At 69.4% G+C, this 18397-nt stretch carries 18 protein-coding genes and 3 pseudogenes; 13 read left to right on the top strand and 8 right to left on the bottom strand.

Going from position 1 to position 18397, the window contains the following annotated elements; all coding sequences use genetic code 11:
* The 10 genes and pseudogenes from ACFQS7_RS29415 to ACFQS7_RS29370 form a co-directional block, all read left to right on the top strand.
* Positions 1 to 229 (top strand): annotated as a pseudogene (locus ACFQS7_RS29415) (IS3 family transposase); the annotation flags it as partial.
* A 356-nt stretch (positions 230 to 585) separates the two neighbouring features.
* The gene (locus ACFQS7_RS29410) at positions 586 to 759 is read left to right on the top strand and encodes a hypothetical protein (protein ID WP_380070705.1); all 174 of its coding nucleotides are present in this window, start codon (positions 586 to 588) and stop codon (positions 757 to 759) included.
* Between the two features lie 12 nt (positions 760 to 771).
* On the top strand, positions 772 to 954 hold the full coding sequence (locus ACFQS7_RS29405) for a hypothetical protein (RefSeq protein WP_380070704.1): 183 nt from the start codon (positions 772 to 774) through the stop codon (positions 952 to 954).
* A 491-nt stretch (positions 955 to 1445) separates the two neighbouring features.
* Entirely contained in the window at positions 1446 to 2342 is an 897-nt protein-coding gene (locus ACFQS7_RS29400) for a LysR substrate-binding domain-containing protein (protein WP_380070703.1), read from the top strand.
* A gap of 139 nt (positions 2343 to 2481) precedes the next feature.
* Positions 2482 to 3801, top strand: coding sequence for an NAD(P)H-dependent oxidoreductase (locus tag ACFQS7_RS29395; RefSeq protein WP_380070702.1), 1320 nt, complete (start codon positions 2482 to 2484; stop codon positions 3799 to 3801).
* Entirely contained in the window at positions 3798 to 4097 is a 300-nt protein-coding gene (locus tag ACFQS7_RS29390; protein ID WP_380070701.1) for a putative quinol monooxygenase, read from the top strand. The genes ACFQS7_RS29395 and ACFQS7_RS29390 overlap by 4 nt, the downstream gene beginning before the upstream one ends.
* Before the next feature lie 4 nt (positions 4098 to 4101).
* Positions 4102 to 4977 (top strand): NAD(P)-dependent oxidoreductase, encoded by an 876-nt coding sequence (locus ACFQS7_RS29385; RefSeq protein ID WP_380070700.1) that lies wholly within the window; start codon positions 4102 to 4104, stop codon positions 4975 to 4977.
* Positions 4978 to 5029: 52 nt separating this feature from the next.
* The gene (locus tag ACFQS7_RS29380) at positions 5030 to 6043 is read left to right on the top strand and encodes a TRAP transporter substrate-binding protein (RefSeq protein ID WP_380070699.1); all 1014 of its coding nucleotides are present in this window, start codon (positions 5030 to 5032) and stop codon (positions 6041 to 6043) included.
* A 148-nt stretch (positions 6044 to 6191) separates the two neighbouring features.
* Positions 6192 to 6612 (top strand): annotated as a pseudogene (locus tag ACFQS7_RS29375) (IS3 family transposase); the annotation flags it as partial.
* A 213-nt stretch (positions 6613 to 6825) separates the two neighbouring features.
* A pseudogene (locus tag ACFQS7_RS29370) lies at positions 6826 to 7531 on the top strand (transposase); the annotation flags it as partial.
* A gap of 458 nt (positions 7532 to 7989) precedes the next feature.
* Here the strand turns inward: ACFQS7_RS29370 and ACFQS7_RS29365 are convergent.
* From ACFQS7_RS29365 to ACFQS7_RS29330, 8 genes are all read right to left on the bottom strand, one after another.
* Positions 7990 to 9252 carry a TRAP transporter large permease gene (locus tag ACFQS7_RS29365; protein ID WP_380070698.1) on the bottom strand — a complete coding sequence of 421 codons (1263 nt, stop codon included), beginning with the start codon at positions 9250 to 9252 and terminating at the stop codon, positions 7990 to 7992.
* Positions 9249 to 9845: a TRAP transporter small permease gene (locus tag ACFQS7_RS29360; RefSeq protein WP_380070697.1), complete on the bottom strand. Its 597-nt coding sequence runs from the start codon at positions 9843 to 9845 to the stop codon at positions 9249 to 9251. Before ACFQS7_RS29360 ends, ACFQS7_RS29365 begins: the two co-directional genes overlap by 4 nt.
* A 1-nt stretch (position 9846) precedes the next feature.
* Positions 9847 to 10851 (bottom strand): TRAP transporter substrate-binding protein, encoded by a 1005-nt coding sequence (locus ACFQS7_RS29355; protein WP_380070696.1) that lies wholly within the window; start codon positions 10849 to 10851, stop codon positions 9847 to 9849.
* A gap of 41 nt (positions 10852 to 10892) precedes the next feature.
* Complete coding sequence (locus tag ACFQS7_RS29350; RefSeq protein WP_380070695.1) at positions 10893 to 11783, bottom strand: NAD(P)-dependent oxidoreductase; 891 nt, start codon at positions 11781 to 11783, stop codon at positions 10893 to 10895.
* Positions 11784 to 11817: 34 nt separating this feature from the next.
* The gene (locus tag ACFQS7_RS29345) at positions 11818 to 12858 is read right to left on the bottom strand and encodes a transketolase family protein (RefSeq protein ID WP_380070694.1); all 1041 of its coding nucleotides are present in this window, start codon (positions 12856 to 12858) and stop codon (positions 11818 to 11820) included.
* Positions 12855 to 13706: a transketolase gene (locus tag ACFQS7_RS29340; RefSeq protein WP_380070693.1), complete on the bottom strand. Its 852-nt coding sequence runs from the start codon at positions 13704 to 13706 to the stop codon at positions 12855 to 12857. Before ACFQS7_RS29340 ends, ACFQS7_RS29345 begins: the two co-directional genes overlap by 4 nt.
* Positions 13707 to 13740: 34 nt before the next feature.
* On the bottom strand, positions 13741 to 14490 hold the full coding sequence (locus ACFQS7_RS29335; protein ID WP_380070692.1) for an SDR family NAD(P)-dependent oxidoreductase: 750 nt from the start codon (positions 14488 to 14490) through the stop codon (positions 13741 to 13743).
* Between the two features lie 193 nt (positions 14491 to 14683).
* The gene (locus ACFQS7_RS29330) at positions 14684 to 15625 is read right to left on the bottom strand and encodes a LysR family transcriptional regulator (protein ID WP_380070691.1); all 942 of its coding nucleotides are present in this window, start codon (positions 15623 to 15625) and stop codon (positions 14684 to 14686) included.
* Positions 15626 to 15731: 106 nt separating this feature from the next.
* On the opposite strand from ACFQS7_RS29330, the gene ACFQS7_RS29325 reads away from it, so the two are divergent.
* The 3 genes from ACFQS7_RS29325 to ACFQS7_RS29315 form a co-directional block, all read left to right on the top strand.
* Complete coding sequence (locus tag ACFQS7_RS29325) at positions 15732 to 17714, top strand: transketolase family protein (protein ID WP_380070690.1); 1983 nt, start codon at positions 15732 to 15734, stop codon at positions 17712 to 17714.
* Between the two features lie 162 nt (positions 17715 to 17876).
* Positions 17877 to 18269 carry a transposase gene (locus tag ACFQS7_RS29320; RefSeq protein ID WP_380070689.1) on the top strand — a complete coding sequence of 131 codons (393 nt, stop codon included), beginning with the start codon at positions 17877 to 17879 and terminating at the stop codon, positions 18267 to 18269.
* The coding region (locus ACFQS7_RS29315; RefSeq protein ID WP_380070688.1) for a winged helix-turn-helix domain-containing protein at positions 18194 to 18397 on the top strand (204 nt) is incomplete at its 3' end. The genes ACFQS7_RS29320 and ACFQS7_RS29315, both read left to right, overlap by 76 nt.

The raw sequence follows: 18397 nt of genomic DNA, 5'->3' as shown, positions 1-18397 counted from the left end.
CGACAGCTGCGACAACGCGCTGGCCGAGACCATCAATGGCCTGTTCAAGGCCGAGGTGATCCGCCGCCGCGGCTGGTGGCGCAACCTGGAGGCCGTCGGGTACGCCACCCTCGAATGGGTGGACTGGCTCAACCACTGTCGTCTGCTCGAGCCGATCGGCAACATCCCGCCCGCCGAGGCCGAGGCGCGCTACTCTGCCCGCCAGCAGGAGATTGCGGTGGCGGCCTGACCCAAGCTCAGCGGCCTCCCGCATACCCGGGGCGTTTCAGATTGCAAGCGGGTGGCGCTGCGGCAGCACGGTCTGCTGCGGCTCAACTCGGATCTCGGCGTCCATGAGGAGTGGGACGCTTCGACGATCCTCGTCAGGAGCGACGGGCTCCTCGCCCACGCCGTCCGCGTATGGGCGCACCCGAGCACCTCGCCCGCTCAGGAGATTTAGCCGGCAACGATGTGAATGGTTGCCGGATAAGGGATGGTTATGGAACTGCGATCTTGCTTGTGACTAGCCCCATGATCGCAAGCTAGAGCCGTCAGGGTGGTAGTAGGCTGGCCGCCCGCCGGGGCGTGGCACAACACGGCAGGGGCATGTCGGGGACGACCAAACAAGACAACCAAGCGGAGCGGCTGCAGACCATCCGCCTGTGTTACACGATTAACACCCATCTCGAGGACCAGGGCTTCGCCACGCCAGCGGCGATCGGCGTATCCACCGGGCTGCCTGCTCCTGAGGCGGTTCGGCTGCTAACACGCCGGCAATGACGCAAGGGCGACGTGGCAGCACTCAAGGCGATCGCCGACCAACTCGACCTCGACATCCCGCTGGAGGGCCTCGGCCTGCCAGTGCCGGAGGGGGAGGGGCCCATGATCTTGGTTGCGGTCGCCGTCCCGAAAGCCGCCATGCCGGGGCTATCCGGAATTGGTTTCTGGAGCAAGTTTCCGGATGGAGGAATGTAAGGCTGGAGGCCAACGGGAACGCGGCTATGACAACACACTGGAAGGCGGCCGAATTCCAGTTCTTCGAAATTCTGTGTTGCTAAGCGGTGCGATCAAAAATGCCGGGATGGGAGGGAGTGAGATCAGTCTCGGCTGATCAAATTGGCAAGGTGCTACAGCGACCCGCTACAGCAGAGTTCGACCCTCAGGGGTTCTTTACCTACGCTCCATCACGGTCTGATCTCGGGCGCGAAGCGGACGTAGCCGTTAAGGATCAAAGGATCGGCAGTTCTGCGCCCGTCTCGGTCATCGCATGGACGCGCCCAACTCCTTCAAAGCGCACCAAACATAACCGAACCATGACTGACCGAGAACGGGCGAGGAGTGGTCCTGATTTCCACCCCGCTTCGGCGCTGCCGGACCGCAAATCCCCTGGCATCGTTTCAGAAGCGCGTTACTCTTCCATCCCCATCCCCATCCCCATCCCCATCCCCATCCCCATCCCCATCCCCATGCACCTGCCGCTGCGCGCCATCACCGTGTTCCACGCCGCCGCGCGCGCCGGCAGCCTCGCGCGCGCGGCGCAGGAACTCGGCGTCACCCCCTCTGCAGTCAGCCAGCAGATCGCCGCACTGGAGGTGCATCTCGGCACCACGCTGATGGTGAAGTCCGGCCGGCGGGCAACGCTGACCGAGGCGGGCGAGCGCTACTTCGAGATGATCGCCGAAAACTTGGACCGCGTGGCCGACGCGACCCAGGCGATCCGCGGCTATCTCTCCTCGCGCTCGCTCACCGTGCGGGTCACGCCGACCCTGGCGACAAAATGGCTGCTGCCGCGCCTCGGCCGCTTCCTCGACGCGCATCCGGACATCGACCTCCGGCTGGACGCGACCAACGAGCCGACCGACTTCGCGCGCGAGGCGGTGGACATCGACATCCGCCACGGCGAGGGCAATTGGCCCGGGCTGTTCGTCGAAGGCATCGCCGAGGAGCGCTTCCTGCCCGTCTGCGCCCCCGGCTTCTGCCCGCCCGGCAGCCTGGCGCCGGAAGACCTGCCGCGGCATCGGCTGATCCATTCGGTGAAGTCGCAGATGCAGTGGGGCCGCTGGTTCGCCCTGGCCGGCGTGCCTGGCCCCTCCAGCTGGCGGCGCGTGCTGTTCGACCGCAGCTATATGGCGATCGACGCCGCGGCGAACGGCATCGGCATCGCTCTGGAAAGCGAATTGATGATGGAGCGCGAGCTGCGCGAGGGCCGGCTGACCTGCCCGGTGCGACAGCCGCCGCCGGCGACGCGGATGACCCAGTGGCTGGTCTGCCCGCATGACAGGCTCCGCCGCAGCCAGGTGGGCGCCTTTCTCTGCTGGGTGCGAGCTGAGCGCGAGCTCTGGCTGGCGCGACAGAATGGTTAGCTTGACTTCACTATTCCTCCGAAAAACTCGTTTGAGCTAAACGACCCCGCCCCCTACCGTCCGGCCACGGATACGGACCGCGCCAGCGAGATGCGCCGGCCGCGGCAACAAGGGGGGGAACCGGGTGAACCTTTCGACCATGCTCCAGATGCGTGCCGCCGGCGGACGCCCGGTGCGCGTCGGCCTGATCGGCGCCGGCAAGTTCGGCTCGATGGTGCTGGCCCAGGCGCAGCGCATCCCCGGTTTCCATATCGTCGGCGTCGCCGACCTCGATGTCGGCAAGGCGCGCGGCTCGCTCGCCCGCGTCGGCTGGCCGGCGGAACGCTACGCCGCGCCGACGCTGGCGGAGGCCCTGCACTCGGGCGGCACCTGCGTGCTGGACGATGCCGCCAAGCTGGCGGCCTTCGAGGGCATCGAATGCATCATCGAGGCGACCGGCCACCCGATCGCCGGCGTGCGCCACGCGCTGGCGGCCATCGAGGGCAACAAGCACGTCATCATGGTGAACGTGGAGGCCGACGTGCTCTGCGGCCCGCTGCTGGCGGCCAAGGCGCGGGCGAAGAACCTAGTCTATTCCATGGCCTATGGCGACCAGCCCGCCATCATCTGCGAACTGGTCGACTGGGTGCGGTCCTGCGGCTTCGAGCTGGTCTCGGCCGGCAAGGGCATGAACTTCGAGCCGCGCTACCGCTACTCCACGCCGGACACGGTCTGGGGCTTCTTCGGCTGGTCGGATGAGGAAGTGGCCAAGGGCGACTTCAATCCGAAGATGTACAACTCCTTCACCGACGGCACCAAGGCGGCCATCGAGATGGCGGCGGTGGCCAACGGCACCGGGCTGGACTGCCCGGATGATGGCCTGGCCTTCCCGCCCACCGGGCTGCAGGACCTGGCGCAGGTGTTCAAGCCGGCGAGCGAGGGCGGCCGGCTGCCGAGGGCGGGGCTGGTGGACATCGCCGCCAGCCACGAACCCGACGGCCGCGTGGTGCACAACAACATCCAGTACGGCGTCTTCGTCACCTTCCGGGCCAACAACGAGTACACCCGCGCCTGCTTCCAGCAATACGGCCTGCTGGTCGACAAGTCCGGCTGGTACGGCTCGATGTGGCGGCCCTTCCACATGATCGGGCTGGAAACCAGCGTCAGCGTGCTCTCGGCCGTGCTGCGCAACGAGCCGACCGGCACGCCGAAGGAGTTCCGCGGCGACGCGGTGGCCACCGCCAAGCGCGACCTCAAGCCCGGCGAGATGCTGGACGGCGAGGGCGGCTTCGCGGTCTGGGCCAATGCCATCCCGGCGGCGAAGAGCCTGGCGGCCAAGGCGCTGCCGATCGGCCTCGCGCACCATGTGAAGCTGAAGCGCGCGGTGGCGAAGGATACCGTGGTCAGCTTCGACGACGTCGAGATGGTCAACGACCTCGACGTGGTGGCGCTGCGGCAGGAGATGGAGCGCGGCGCTTGAGCGGCTTCGTCGTCATCGCCGAGTTCGTCGTCCGCCCCGGCTGCGTGGACGCCTTCCTGGCGCTGGCGCAGGACGACGCGCGCCATTCCGTGGCGGACGAGCCGGGCTGCCGGCAGTTCGACGTGGTGGTGCCAGAGACCGAGCCGGGCCATGTGGTGTTCTACGAGGTCTATGACGACCGCGCCGCCTTCGACGCGCATCTCGAGACCGCCCACCTCGCCCGGTTCCGCGCCGGCTTCCCGGCGCTGATCGTCGAGGAGCGCCCGGTGCGCTTCGCTGCCCGGCACCATGGTTAGTGCCATGCAGATAGGCTTCCTCGGCACCGGGATCATGGGCGGGCACATGGCCCGCCGCCTGGCCGAGGCCGGGCATGCCGTCAGCGCCTGGAACCGGTCGCCGGGGAAGGCTTCGGCACTGGCCGGGCACGGCGTGGCCGTGGCGGCAAGCCCGCTGGCGGCGGTGGCCGAGGCCGACGTGGTCATCGGCATGCTCAGCTCCGGCCCGGTCTGCGACGAAGTGCTGCTGGCCGGCGGCGCGCTGGCGGCGATGCGGCCCGGCAGCCTGCTGGTGGTGATGAGCTCCATCCCGGTGGAGACCACGCGCCGCCACGCCGAACTGGCCGCGGCCCGCGGCATCGCGGCGCTGGACGCCCCGGTATCGGGTGGCGAGCGTGGCGCGCGGGAGGGCACGCTCTCCATCATGGCGGGCGGCGCCGCGGCGGACTTCGCCCGCGCGCTGCCGATCTTCGCCCCGCTCGGCCGCGCAACCCATGTCGGCCCCGCCGGCGCCGGGCAGCTCGCCAAGCTGGCCAACCAGGTGATCGTCGCCGGCAGCATCGCCACGGTGGCGGAAGCGCTGCTGCTGGCCGAACGCGGCGGCGCCGACCCGGCGAAGGTGCGGGAGGCGCTGCTCGGCGGCTTCGCCGATTCCACGGTGCTGCGCCAGCACGCGCTGCGCATGATCGAGCGGGACTTCGTCCCCGGCGGGCCGGCGAAGTACCAGGTGAAGGACACCGGCACCGCGCTCGGCCTCTGCGCCGCGCTTGGGCTGGAGCTGCCGGTGCTGCGGCTGGTAGACGGCCTCTTCGCCGACATGGTCGCGCATGGCGACGGCGACCTCGACCACAGCGCCATCATCCGGGAACTTCGCGGCCGGAACCGATTGTCGAAGGACTGACCCGACCCGAATCCGGGCCGGTGGATAGCAACGAAGAACAAGGGGAAACGCCATGACGAACCGCGTCACCATCACCCGCCGGGCCGGGCTGCTCGGCCTTACCGGCATCGGCCTGCTGGCGGCACCGGGCGTGCTGTGCGCGCAGGGCCAGGTCCGGCTCACGCTCGGCCACGCCACCGCCGCCGGCAATCCGCGCACCGTGGCGGCGGACCACTTCGCCAGCCTGCTGCGCGAACGCAGTAACGGCCGGATTGAGGTGCGGGTCGCCGGCTCGGCGCAGCTGGGCGACGACCTGGCCATGCTCACCGGCATGCGGACCGGGACGCTGGACATGTCTGTGAACAGCCAGGGGCCGATCTCCTCCGTGGTGCCGGAACTGGCGGCCTATGGCCTGCCCTTCCTGTTCGCCACCTCCACCGCCGCCTTCCGCACCATCGACGGCGCGGTGACCCAGGACGTGATCCGCAAGCTGGAAGCGATCGGCCTCATCTCGCTCGGCTGGTGGGACAACGGCATCCGCCACATCACCAATCGCCGCAAGTCGATCGAGACGCCGGACGACCTGCGTGGCATGAAGATTCGCACCCCAGCCGACCCGGCGACCATCGACACCTTCCAGGCGCTGGGCGCGGCGACGCAGCAGATCAACTTCAGCGAGCTCTACGTCGCCTTGCAGCAGGGCGTGGTGGACGGCCAGGAAAACCCGCTGGCCAACATCCACACCGGCAAGCTGCATGAGGTCAACCGCTTCATCTCGCTCACCGGCCACAAGTGGGAATGCTCGCCCTTCATCGCCTCCCGCATCGCCTGGGGCCGGCTGAGCGACGCCGACAAGCGGCTGGTCCAGGACGCCGCGCAGGAGGCGACGGCGCTGAACCGTCGGCTGATGCAGGAAGCCGATGCCAGGCTGCTGGCCGAATACCGCGCCAACCCGGCGGTGACGGTGAACCAGGCCGACCAGGCGCCGTTCCGCGCCGCCACCGCGCCGGTGCTGGACCGTTGGGAGCAGAGGCCCATCGGCGATTTCGTCAAGCGCCTGCGCGCCGCCGCCACGGCCGCCGCCTGAGATGGCCGCGCAGACGCTGCTCGCCGCGGTGGCGTTGGACCGCGCGGTCGCACTTGGCTGTCATGCGGCGATGCTGCTGGTCGGCAGTAAGCGTCAGCCCAGTCACACGGGTTGACGCTCCGCCTTAAATTCCAGGGCAACAGTTCGTCTGGTTCGGACGAGTAGCCGACCCCAGCGGAAGATTGCGGACGACCTCGGGGTCGGGCTTTCGATGCTGGTGCGTTGAATCGGCCGCAACCGGGATCGCGTGGCGGAAGCGTCTGCGGCTGGAGAACAAGATCCTCCGCCAGGAGCGGGACAGACTGAAGCGTGCCACCGCCTTTTTCGCTCGGGAGAGAAGTCGGTGAGCTTAAAGCTCGTTGACGAGGCGAAGAAGGAGTTCCCTGTGCCGCGTCCTTGGCGTCGGTCAGAACGGCTACTCTGCCTGGAGAGGACGCCCGGCCTGCTGCCTCCAGCACGAGGACATGGTGTTGCTGGCATATGTCCGATCGGCCTTCGCGCTGTCGAACGGCATCTATGGTAGTCCACGTATGACGCGCGAGTTGCGCGACGATGGCCTGGCCACCGGGGTCGTGTCCCGGCTGGTGGTGTAGCAAACCGTTGACCGGCCGGCCGCCGCGACCGCCAGGGGGCTGGTGGCGGCGGGCCGGTCAGCGGCCACCGCGGTGATCCTCGGTAGGGTTGGGTTGCGATACGCGACTCTGACCTGAGGATTGACCATGATGACCGACGACAAGATCGCCCTGCGCGATCTGCTGGAGTAGGGCTCCGACGCCACCTTCCTGCTCGAGATGATTGGCTTTGCCGCCCACCGCCTGGTGGAGTTGGATGTCGGGGGAGCCGCTGGTGCGGCCCATGGCGAGCGCAGCCCGGATCGGCTGGTACAGCGCAACGGCTACTGCGTCCGCGATTGGCAGACCCGGGTCGGCACCGTCGAGTTGCGGATCCTGAAGCTCCGGCGCGGCTCCTACTTCCCGGCCTTTCTGGGGCCCAGGCGAACCGCCGAGATGGCTATAACCGCGGTGATCCAGGAAGCCTACATCCGGGGCATCTCCATCCGCTCGGTCGACAGCCTAGTCCGCGCCATGGCGATGGAGGGGATCAGCGAGAGCCAAGTCAGCCGCCTCTGCGCCAAGTTCGACGACCGCGTGCGCGACTTCCTGGGCCGCCCCATCGAGAGCGACTGGCCCCATCTCTGGCTCGACGCCACTTACATGAAGGGCCGCGAGGCCGGGCGCATCATACCCGTCTCCGTCACCATTGCGGTCGGCGTGAACGCCGACGTGCGGCGCGAGGTGCTCGGCATGGCTGTCGGCAGTTCCAAGGCGGGGCCCTTCTGGCTCGACTTCCTGCATTCCCTGAAGCGCCGTGGCCTGGCGGGCGTGAAGCTCGTCATCTCCGACGCCCATGAAGGCCGCTGTGACGAAGGTCCTGCGAGCCACCTGGCAGCGCTGCCGCGTCCATTTCGCCCGCTGGACGCGGCGGCACTTCGCTGGGGCCTGGGTGACGGCCAACCCGAATGCCATGACCGGCATCGCCGTCTTCGGGTTGACCATCGTCGCCATAGGCACAATGCGCGGCATGCGCGTGCAGATCCTTGCCGCGCCGCAGGATGCGGAGCTGCTGCTCGGCATCGCCTTCGCCACCAATCTCGGCTTTCAGGTCGTCGGCAGCATGCTTTTCGCTGCGACCGACCGGATCCGCGCGTTGACGGTCGGGCTGGCGAGCGGCAACCGGAACATCACCCTGGCCTGGGCGCCGCGGCACCCTTCGTCGCGGACCACCCCAAGGTCGAGCTCTTCCTGGCGATGAGCGTCTTCCCGATCTTCATGCTGCCTGAGCTCATCCGGCGGCTGATCCCCGACCTGCGACCCCGTTCCGGCGCTTCGTCGCGGGGCGCCGGCGGCAGGCCTGACCTGGCCGGTCGCCGAGAGCCGGCGTCTCGGTCAGAACCGCAAGGTCAGCGCCGGGACGTAGCTGATCGCCGCGAGCAGGGCGAGGGCCACGAAGAAGAAGGGCCAGAGCGCCTTCGTAGTCTCGCTCATCGTGCTGCCGGCGATGGTCGAGGAAATGAATAGCGTCGTCCCGACCGGCGGGGTGTAGAGCCCGATCCCGAGGTTGAGCACCATCATCAGGCCGAGCTGCAGCGGGTCTAGCCCGATCGTCGCCGCGAGCGGCACGAAGATGGGCGCCAGCAGCAGGATCGCCGGCGCCAGGTCCAGCGGCCCGCCGATCAGCAGCATAATGACGTTCATCGCCAGGATCACCATCCAGGGTTCACGCAGCGTCGCAGAAACCCATTCCGCGAAGCGTTGCGGCACTTGGTCGTAGGTGAGGATCCAGCTCGCCGCCGCGCTGCCCATGATGACCATCATGACAATGCCGGTGGCGATGCCGGCATCGATCATGGCCTTGCGGAACCGCGTCCAGGACATGTCGCGGTACAGGAAGATCGAGGCGACGAGCGCGTAGAGCACCGCCATAACCGCGATCTCGGTCGGGGTGGCGAAGCCAAAGCGCAGCGCGACCAGGATCAGCACCGGCAGGATCAGCGCCGGCAGGGCGTAGAAGGCGAGCTTCCCCACCTTCCGCCACTCGAGCGGCGGTGCTTCCGACGTCAGGCCCAGCTTGCGCCCCTGCCACCAGCACACCGCGACGAAGCCCAGAGCCATCAGGATGCCCGGCAGCACGCCCGCCATGAACAGGTCGCCGATGGAGACGTTGCTGACCACGGCATACAGGATCATCGGGATGGAGGGCGGGATCAGGATGTCGATCACCGCCGCGGTGGCGTTGTTCGCGGCGCAGAGCCCGGCCGGGTAGCCCTGCCGCTTCTGCCAGGGGATCAGCACGGAGCCGAGCGCGCTGGCATTGGCGACCGCGCTGCCGGAGACGCCGCCGAACACCACCGAGCCAACCACGGTGGTGGACAGCGCGCCGCCGCGCAGCCGCTGCATGATCTCGCCGGAAAAGCGCAGCAGTTCCTCGCCCAGCTTGCCTTCCATGATCAGCGTGCCGGCCAGGATGAAGAAGGGCAGCGCCAGCATGGGGAAGGACTGGGTCTGCTGGAACATCTGCTGCGCCACCAGCATCAGCGGCAGCCCGCCGTCCCAGAGCAGCGCGACGCCCGAGGCGATGACCAGCGCATGGGCGACCGGGATGACCGCGACCATCAGCACGGTGAAGGCGAGGATGAGGGCGAGGCTCATGTCGGCATCTCCTCGGGTACGGGTTGCGGCATGGCTTCCGGGCCCAGCACCGCAATGCGGATGGCCACCGTGACGGTGCCGATGGCGACCAAGGCACAGCCCGCCGCGATCGCCCAATACCCATAGCTGCCGGGTAGGCCGAGCGCCGGGCTGCGCTCGATGGCGACGATCCCGGCCACCTCCAGCGCCTGGCGGCAGAGCCCCAGGTAGGCGGCCACGACCAGGGCATGGCCGGCGAGCAGCACCCAGCGCTTCGCGCCGCGGTCCAGCCTGCCCAGCAGCCATTCCACCGCGATATGCCCGCCGCGCTGCACGGCGATGGCGACGCCGGCCATGATGAACCAGGGAAAGAGCTGCTGCGGCACCTCCTCCGCCCAGTCGAAGCCGCCAGTCGCCAGCACGTAGCGGGCGATGACGTTGGCGGTCAGCACGCCCATCAGCGCGGAGCCGACCAGCAGCAGGACGCCGCGGCAGAGCAGGGCGACGGCCTGGTCCACCGCATCGGCGAAGGCGATCAGCGCGCCGGGCACGCCCCCGGGCCGCGCCGCCGCCGGGTCGGCGGGGGCCGGCACGGTGTGGAAGGGCTGTTCCATGTCACGCCGCGGCCGCAGCGCGCAGGCGCTTCACGAAATCGCCGATCGGCTTCTGTTCCCAGCGGTCCAGGACCCCCGCCGTGGCGGCGCGGAAGTCGTCCTGCTCCACCGCATTGACCGTGATGGCCGGATTGGCGCGATAGTCGGCCAGGAGCTTCTCGTCGCTCTCGACCATGAGCTGCCGGTTGTGCGCGGTCGCTTCCCGCCCGACCTCGGCGATCAGCTTGCGGTCGGCCTCGTTCAGCCGGCCCCAGGCGATGCGCGACGCGAGGAAGGGCGAGCACTGCCACTGGTGGTAGGAGAGCGAGATGAAGCGGTTCACCTCGTGCAGCTTGGACGACTGAATGTTGGCGAGCGGGTTCTCCTGCCCGTCCACCACGCCCTGCTGCAGCGCCACGTAGAGTTCGCTGAAGTTGATCTGCTGCGTCGCCGCGCCCAGCGCCTGGAAGGTGTCGATGGTGGAGGGGTCGGCGGGCGTGCGGATCTTCAGCCCGCGCAGGTCGGCGGGCGTGCGGATTGACCGCCGGCTGTTGGTGATGTGGCGGATGCCGTTGTCCCACCAGCCGAGCGAGACCAGGCCGACGCCTTCCAGCTTGCGCGCGATCTCCTGGCCCGCCGTGCCGTCGATGACGCGATAGGCGGCCTGGCTGGTGGCAAACAGGAAGGGCAGGCCGAAGGCCGCCAGTTCCGGCACCACGGTCGAGATCGGGCCCTGGCTGTTCACCGACATGTCCACCGTGCCGGTACGCATGCCGGTCAGCACCGCGAGGTCGTCGCCGAGCTGGGCCGCGCCGGCGACGCGCAGGTCGATGCGGCCGTTCGAGCGCTCCTTCAGCAGCTGCGCCATGCGGTCCGCCGCGATGGTGCGCGGGTTACCGGCGGCGGCATTGTGGCCGAGCGTGAGGCGCACCTGACCCTGGGCGCGCAGCGTGGCAGGCGCGGCGAGCGTGCCGGCGGCCGCGGCCAGCAGCGTCCGCCGCGTTGCGGTGATCGGTCGGTTGGTCATTCTTGTGTCTCCTTCCCTGCGTGTCTTGATGCGCGTGCGGCTCAGCCCGGCTGCGGGCGGCCGCCGTTCATGGCGTGGTAAGTGCGGATCACCTGGCTGTCGTCCGCCGCGCCGTCCCCGCGGCCGGAGGTGGCGAGGAAGAGCTGATGCGCGACGGCGGCCAGCGGCAGCGCGGCCTTCGCCTCGCGGCCAGCCTCCAGCACGATGCCGAGATCCTTGACGAAGATGTCGACGGCGCTGGTGACTTCAGGCTCCGCCTCAAGCATGCGCGGTCCTCGGTCCTTCAGCATCCAGCTCGCGGCGGAGGAGCCGCCCAGGATCTCAAGCATCACCGGGGCGTCCACGCCGACCTTGGCCGCGAGCGAGAAAGCCTCCGCCACCACGGCGATGTGCACGCCGCAGAGCAGCTGGTTCACCGTCTTCACCACCGCGCCCTGGCCCGGCCGCTCGCCGACATGGAAGACCTTGTCGCCGATAGCTTCGAGGGCTGGCCGCACCGCCTCGAAGCTCTCGCGCGGCGCCGCGGCCATGACGGTGAGCGTACCGCCGACCGCGCCGACGACGCCGCCCGAGACCGGGGCATCCACGAAACGGCGGCCGGCCGCGAGTACGCGGGCCGCGATCGCCTCCACCGCGCCCGGCGGGCAGGTCGCCATCAGCGCGACCACGCCGCCGGGGGCGAGGGCGTCGAGGGCGCCACCCTCGAACAGCACCGCCTTGGCCTGCGCGGCGTTCACCACCATCAGCACCAGGACCTCGGCGCCCTGCGCCGTCTCCGCGGCGGAGGCCGCGGCCTCGCCGCCCGCGGCGGCGAGGGCTTCCCCCGCTGCCGGGCGCATGTCGAAGCCGCGCACCCGGTGTCCGCGCGCCACGAGGTTCCGGGCCATGGGCAGGCCCATGGCGCCGAGCCCGACGAAGCCGATTTCGACCATTTCTTGTTTCCTCCCCGGGGCGGTGGCGGGCCGGCTACAGCCAGACCTTGATGCTGCGGACCATGGCCTCGGCCGAGATGCCGTAGCGGTCGTGCAGCGTCGGCAATGCGCCAGCATCCAGGAACGCGTCCGGCAGTGCGATCTGGCGGAAGCGCGGCGGGATCACGCTCTCGCGCAGCAGCAGCGTCGCCACCGCCTCGCCCAGGCCGCCGATCTCGGTGTGGTTCTCCGCCACCACCACCATGCGGCCGGTGCGGCCGGCCTCCCGCAGGATGGCCTCCTGGTCCAGCGGCTTGATGGTGGGCACATGCAGGACGGCGACCTCGACCTTGTCGGCCGCCAGCAGCTTCGCCGTCTCCAGCGCCCGCATGGTCATGAAGCCCGAGGAGATGACGAGGGCATCGGCGCCGTCGCGCAGCAGCTTGGCCTTGCCGAGTTCGAACGTGTAGTCGTACTCGTCCAGCACCATCGGCACCTGGCCGCGCAGCAGCCGCATGTAGACCGGGCCGTCATGCGCCGCGATCGCCGGCACCGCCTGCTCGATGTCGAGCGCGTCGCAGGGATCGACGATGACGAGGTCCGGCATGCCGCGGAAGATCGCGATATCCTCGGTCGCCTGATGGCTCGGGCCATAGCCCGTGGTCAGGCCCGGCAGGGCGCAGCAGATCTTCACCGGCAGGCCTTCCTCGGCGATGCCCTGGCTGATGAAGTCGAATGTGCGGCGTGAGGCGAAGGCGGCGTAGGTGGTGACGAAGGGGATGAAGCCCTCATGCGCCAGGCCGGCCGCGGTGAGCATCAGGTTCTGCTCGGCCATGCCCATCTGGTAGAAGCGGTCCGGATAGGCCTGGGCGAAGACATGCAGGTCGGTATACTTCGCCAGGTCGGCGGTCAGGCCGAGGATCTCCGGCCGCGTCTTCCCGAGTTCCACCAGCGCCCGGCCGAAGGGCGCCGGGCTGGTCCGCTGATCTGCCCCGGCCAGGGAGGCGATCATCGCCGAAGTGGTCAGCCGCGGCTTCGAAGGGTCCTGCGCCGCGGCGGAGATGCCGCGCCAGGCGCCACGCTTGGTCCGGCTCATGCCTGCCTCCCCGCATCCAGCGCGGCGATCGCCTGCGCCCATTCATCGGCTTCGACGCGTATGAAGTGCGACTTCTCCCGCGCCTCCAGGAAGGGCACGCCCTTGGCCATCTTGGTGTCGCAGATGATGACCCGCGGCTGCGGGCCGGCATGCGCCCGCGCCGCGTCGAAGGCGGCGACCAGGGCGGGGATGTCGTTGCCGTCCACCCGCTGGGTGAACCAGCCGAAGGCCTGCCACTTGTCGACCAGCGGCTCGAAATTCAGCACGCCGGTGGACGGGCCATCGGCCTGCATGCGGTTGACGTCGATCAGGCAGATCAGGTTGGACAGCCCGTGGTGGCCGGCGGACATCGCGGCTTCCCAGATCGGGCCCTCGTCCAGCTCGCCGTCCGACATCAGGTTGTAGACGAAGCGGTCGGACTGCTTGCGCCGCAGCCCCAGCGCCATGCCGACGGCGATGCCGAGCCCGATGCCGAGCGAGCCGCCGCTGATCTCCATGCCCGGCGTATAGCTTGCCATGCCGGACATCGGCAGGCGGCTGTCGTCCGTGCCATAGGTCTCGAGCTCGGCGGCCGGGATCACCTCGGCCTCGATCAGCGCGGCATAGAGCGCGATGGCGTAATGCCCGATCGAGAGCAGGAAGCGGTCGCGGCCTTCCCACTGCGGGTCTTCCGGGCGGAAGCGCAGCGCGTGGAAATAGGCCACCGCAAGCACGTCGGCGACGCCGAGCGCCTGGGCGATGTAGCCCTGGCCCTGTACCTCCCCCATCCGCAGCGCATGGCGCCGGATGCGGTAGGCGCGTTCCTCCAGCCCCGGCGCGTTGGCGAGGCTTGTCCCTGGCGCGTCCATGCGCGTCCTCCCTTCTGGCGTTATGCGGCCGGCGTCAGTGGATCAGCATGCCGCCGTTGACGTCGATGACAGCACCGGTGAGGTAGGAGGAGAGGTCGGAAGCGAGGAAGAGGTAGATCCGCGCCACGTCGATCGCATCGCCCAGGCGGTTCAGCGGGATGCCCTTCAGGATCTCGGTCCTCATCTCCGGCGTCAGCTTGCCGCCGGTGATGTCGGTCTGGATCAGGCCGGGGGTCACCAGGTTCACCCGGATGCCGTCGGGGCCGAGCTCGCGCGCCATCGCCTTGCCCAGGCCCAGCACGCCGGCCTTGGCGGCGGAGTAGTGCGGCCCGCCGAAGATGCCACCGCCACGCTGGGCGGAGACGCTGGACATGCAGGCGATGGCCCCCTGCTTGCGCGCCCGCATGTGCGGGATGAAGGCCTGGGACAGGAAGAGTACGCCCGACATGTTGACGTCGAGCACGCGGGTCCAATCCTCCGGCGTGATCTCCATGGTCTTCAGCGGCTGCGAGATGCCGGCATTGTTGATCAGGATGTCGATCTTGCCGAAGGCGGCGATCGCCTGCTCGGCGGCTTGGCGGCAGCTGGCCAGGTCGGCGACGTTGCAGCCGAGGCCGATATGCCCCTCGCCCAACTCGGCCGCGGCCTGCTGCGCGCCGGCGGCGTCGATATCGAGGATGGCCACGCGGGCGCCGTGCTCGGCGAACAGCTTGGCGGTGGCGCGGCCGATGCCCCGGGCGCTGGCGGCACCGGAAATGACGGCGGTCTTGTCGGAAAGCAGCATGCGGCGTCCTCCTGTGGGGACCGCGGCGGCGCCGATGGGACGCCCGCGATCCGACCTTGCTTGGGCCGGCGATTCAGGCCCAGGGTGCCTCCACCCCGGGCGATCGCGGGCCGATCGTCTGGCCGCAGATGTGCCGCACGTTCTCGTTCACCGACAAGCGAGTAATTCGCGCCGAAACACGAGTTGCATTCACCTATCGCGGCTGGCCCGCCGCCTCCAGGTCGTCGAGAGCGATGTCGAGCCCGAGCTCCCGCGTCAGCCAGCCGAGGAACAGCACCATGGACCGCGCGTAGCGCTTGGTGCGCGGGAAGACGAGCCAATGGCCGGTATAGACCACGTCCTCGCAGATTCCCTGCAGCGGCCGCACCAGCCGGCCGGAGGCGATCTCGCGTTCCGCCAGCATGGTCGATTCCAGCGCCACCCCCAGCCCGTCGGCCGCGGCGCTGAGCGAGATGAAGCTGCGGTCGAAGCGCGGCCCGCGTGGCGCCGGCGCGGCCAGTCCATTGGCGGCGAACCAAGCGGGCCAGCGGACCCGCTTGTTGTCGCTCTCGATCAGCACCTCCCCGTACAGGTCGCGGGCGCTGCGGATGCGCGGCGCCATGGCCGGGGCACAGAGCGGCGCGATCACTTCCGTCCCCAGCGGCAGCACGACGACGCCCTGGTGCCCGGCGCCGCCGTAGAATTCCGGCGGCGGCGCCCCGTAGACGATGTCGGCGTCGAATTCATCCGCGAGGAAGCGGGTATAGTCGGCGCCGGCGGCGATCCGCAGCTCCAGCCCCTGGCATTCTTCCAGCAGCCGGCCCAGGCGCGGCACCAGCCATTGCGCGGCGAAACTTGGCGCGGTGTGCAGCCGCAGCAGCTGCGGCCGGCGGGCGGCAACGCTGCCGATGCCCAGTTGCAGCTCGCCGAAGCCGCGCTCGACATGCCGCATCAGCGTCTCGCCTTCCGGCGTCAGCCGGATGGCGCGGCCCTCGCGCTCGAACAGCACGGTGCCGAGGTCGCGCTCCAGCCCGCGGATGGCATGGCTGACCGCGCTCGGCGTCAGGCCGAGGTCGTCGGCGGCGGCGCGGAAGGAGCCAGTGCGGGTCGCCGCCTCGAAGGCGCGGAGGGCGGTGAGGGGAAGATGCTGGGCCATGCTCGAAGCATGAGCCTCACTCACCGATTGGCGCAATATTCTCGCTTGTCGATGAGCCGGATGGCGCGCCAGATGCGTGCAAGACCGGGGAGGAAGCCTCATCGTCATGCAGGGTACCATCGACCCGCGCCGCATGGCGCATGCGATCCGCTTCCTGGCGATGGATGCCTGCGAGCGCGTGGGGGAGGGCCACCCCGGCACCCCACTCGGCGCCGCCGACCTCGCCACCGCGCTCTTGACTCGGCATCTGAAGCACAATCCCGCTGACCCGACTTGGTTCGACCGCGACCGCTTCGTGCTCTCGGCCGGGCATGGCTCCATGCTGCTCTATGCCCTGCTGCACCTGTCCGGCTATGCTGGGATGCCGATCGAGGCGCTGCGAACCTTCCGTGAGCTCGGCTCACCCTGCGAGGGCCACCCGGAATACTGCCCGTCGCATGGCATCGAGGTGACCACCGGCCCGCTCGGCCAGGGCATCGCCAATGCCGCCGGCATGGCAGTGGCGGAGGCCTTCTTGTCCGCCCAGTTCGGCCCCGGCATCGTCGACCACCGCTGTTGGTCCATCGTCGGCGACGGCTGCCTGCAGGAGGGCGTGTCGCAGGAGGTCGCCTCGCTCGCTGGCCACCTCAGGCTCGGCAAGCTCTGCTGGCTCTGGGACGACAACCGCATGACCGATGACGGCGCCATCGGCATCGCCCAGAGCGAGGACATGCCGGCCCGCTTCCGCGCCGCCAACTGGCAGGTGCTGGAGGTGGACGGGCACGACATCGAGGCGGTGGATGCCGCGCTGGCGCTGACCCGGCACGACCCGCGGCCGAGCTTCGTTGCCTGCCGCACCCTGATCGGGCGGGGGCTTCCTGGCGTCGAGGACACCCGCGCGGCGCATAGCGGCCGGTTGACGCGCGCGCTGACCGATGCGGCGCGGCGGGCGCTCAACTGGCCGCACCCGCCCTTCACGGTGCCGGAGGACGTCGGCGCCGCATGGCGCGCGGCCGGGCGGCGCAGCCTGCCCGAGTACCAGGCTTGGCAGGCGCGGGTCGCCGCCTTGCCGGCGGAGCAGCGCCGACGGCTCGACCGGCTGCGTGATGGCCGGCTGCCGGAGGGCTGGCAGGACGGCCTGCGTACCTATGCGCGTAAGGCCGCCGAACAGGGCCTGACCCAGCATGGCTGGAAGACCTGCGGCGAGATTGTCGATCTCGCCGCTGCAGCGATCCCGGAGATGCTGGCCGGTGCGCCGGACTTGGAAGCCGCGACCCAGCACAAGCGCCGCCTGCCGGCCTTCACGGCGGAGGACCGCGGCGGACGCTACCTGCATTACGGCGTGCGGGAGCACGCCATGGGCTCGATGATGAACGGGATGGCGGCGCACGGCGGCGTGGTGCCCTCCGGCGTCACCTACTTGGTCTTCTCCGACTACGAGCGCCCGGCCTTCCGCATGGCAGCGATGATGGGCTTGCCGGTGCTGTTTGCCTTCACCCATGACAGCATCGGCATCGGCCGCAACGGCCCGACCCACCAGCCGGTGGAATACCTGGCGGCGCTGCGCGCCATCCCCAATCTGCTGGTCTTCCGGCCGGCCGATGCGGTGGAAGCGGCGGAGTGCTGGGAGCTGGCGATCGCGCATCGCACCGGTCCCTCCTGCCTGGTCTTTGCGCGGCAGCCGCAGGACGCGGTGCGGCAGGAGGCAGGCGACATCCGGAGTGCCCGCGGCGCCTATGTGCTGGCGGAGGCAGAGAATGCGCCACGCGCCGCAACCATCCTCGCCACCGGCACCGAGGTGGCGCTGGCGATGCAGGCGCGCGCCTTGCTGGCGGCCGAGGGTATCGCCGTCGCCGTCGTCTCCATGCCTTGCTGGGCGCTGTTCGAACGGCAGGACCGCGCCTATCGCGCCACGGTGCTCGGCATCGCCCCGCGCATAGGGGTGGAGGCCGCGGTACGGCTCGGTTGGGATCGCTGGATCGGGCCGGAGGGCAGCTTCATCGGCATGTCCGGCTTCGGGGCATCCGGCGCCGAGGCCGATCTCTGGCGCCATTTCGACATCACGGCAGAGACGATTGCAAATGCGGTCCGAAAGCAATGCCAGCAGTAGGATCGAATGGCTCGCGCGGACTCCACGTTACAAAAGCCACACGCATCCAAGTACGCATGCGGATGAGCTCCCCATAACACCAAGTCCCCGAGAGCGTGACTCATTGGGGATTACCCTAGCGGCGGCGGACTGATTCAACATGGCGACCACGCGAGGTCCGCCATGCCCATCTCACTTCGGACTGAATTTGACGCGGGCCAGCTGCGCGCCGCGGCGCGGCAGACGAAGGAAGCGGCCCAAGCTCGCCGCCTGCTGGCGCTAGCGGCGATCTACGACGGGGCATCACGCGGTGAGGCCGCCCGGATCGGCGGGGTGAGGCTGCAGATCGTGCGAGATTGGGTGCTGCGGTGCCATGCCTCGGGCCCGGCCGGGCTGGTCGACCGCAAGGCGCCGGGCCAGGCGGCACGGCTGAACGAGGCACACCGGACTGCCCTGCAACGACGCTGGAGAGCGGTCCGATCCCGGCCATCCATGGGGTGGTGCGCTGTCGGCTGGTCGACCTCTGCCAGTGGCTGTGGGAGGAATACCGGGTCACGGTGGCCAAGCAGACCATGAGCCGCGAGGTGCGGGCGCTGGGCTATCGCAAGCTCTCGGCCCGGCCACGCCATCACGCACAGGCGGAAGGCGCCATCGAGAATTCTAAAAAACCTTCCCCACCCGCCTGGAGGAAGTCGCGCGCGAGA

This window comes from Dankookia sp. GCM10030260, from assembly GCF_042666655.1.
Taxonomy (GTDB): Bacteria; Pseudomonadota; Alphaproteobacteria; order Acetobacterales; family Acetobacteraceae; genus Paracraurococcus.
This window is presented reverse-complemented; position numbering and strand designations above follow the sequence as displayed.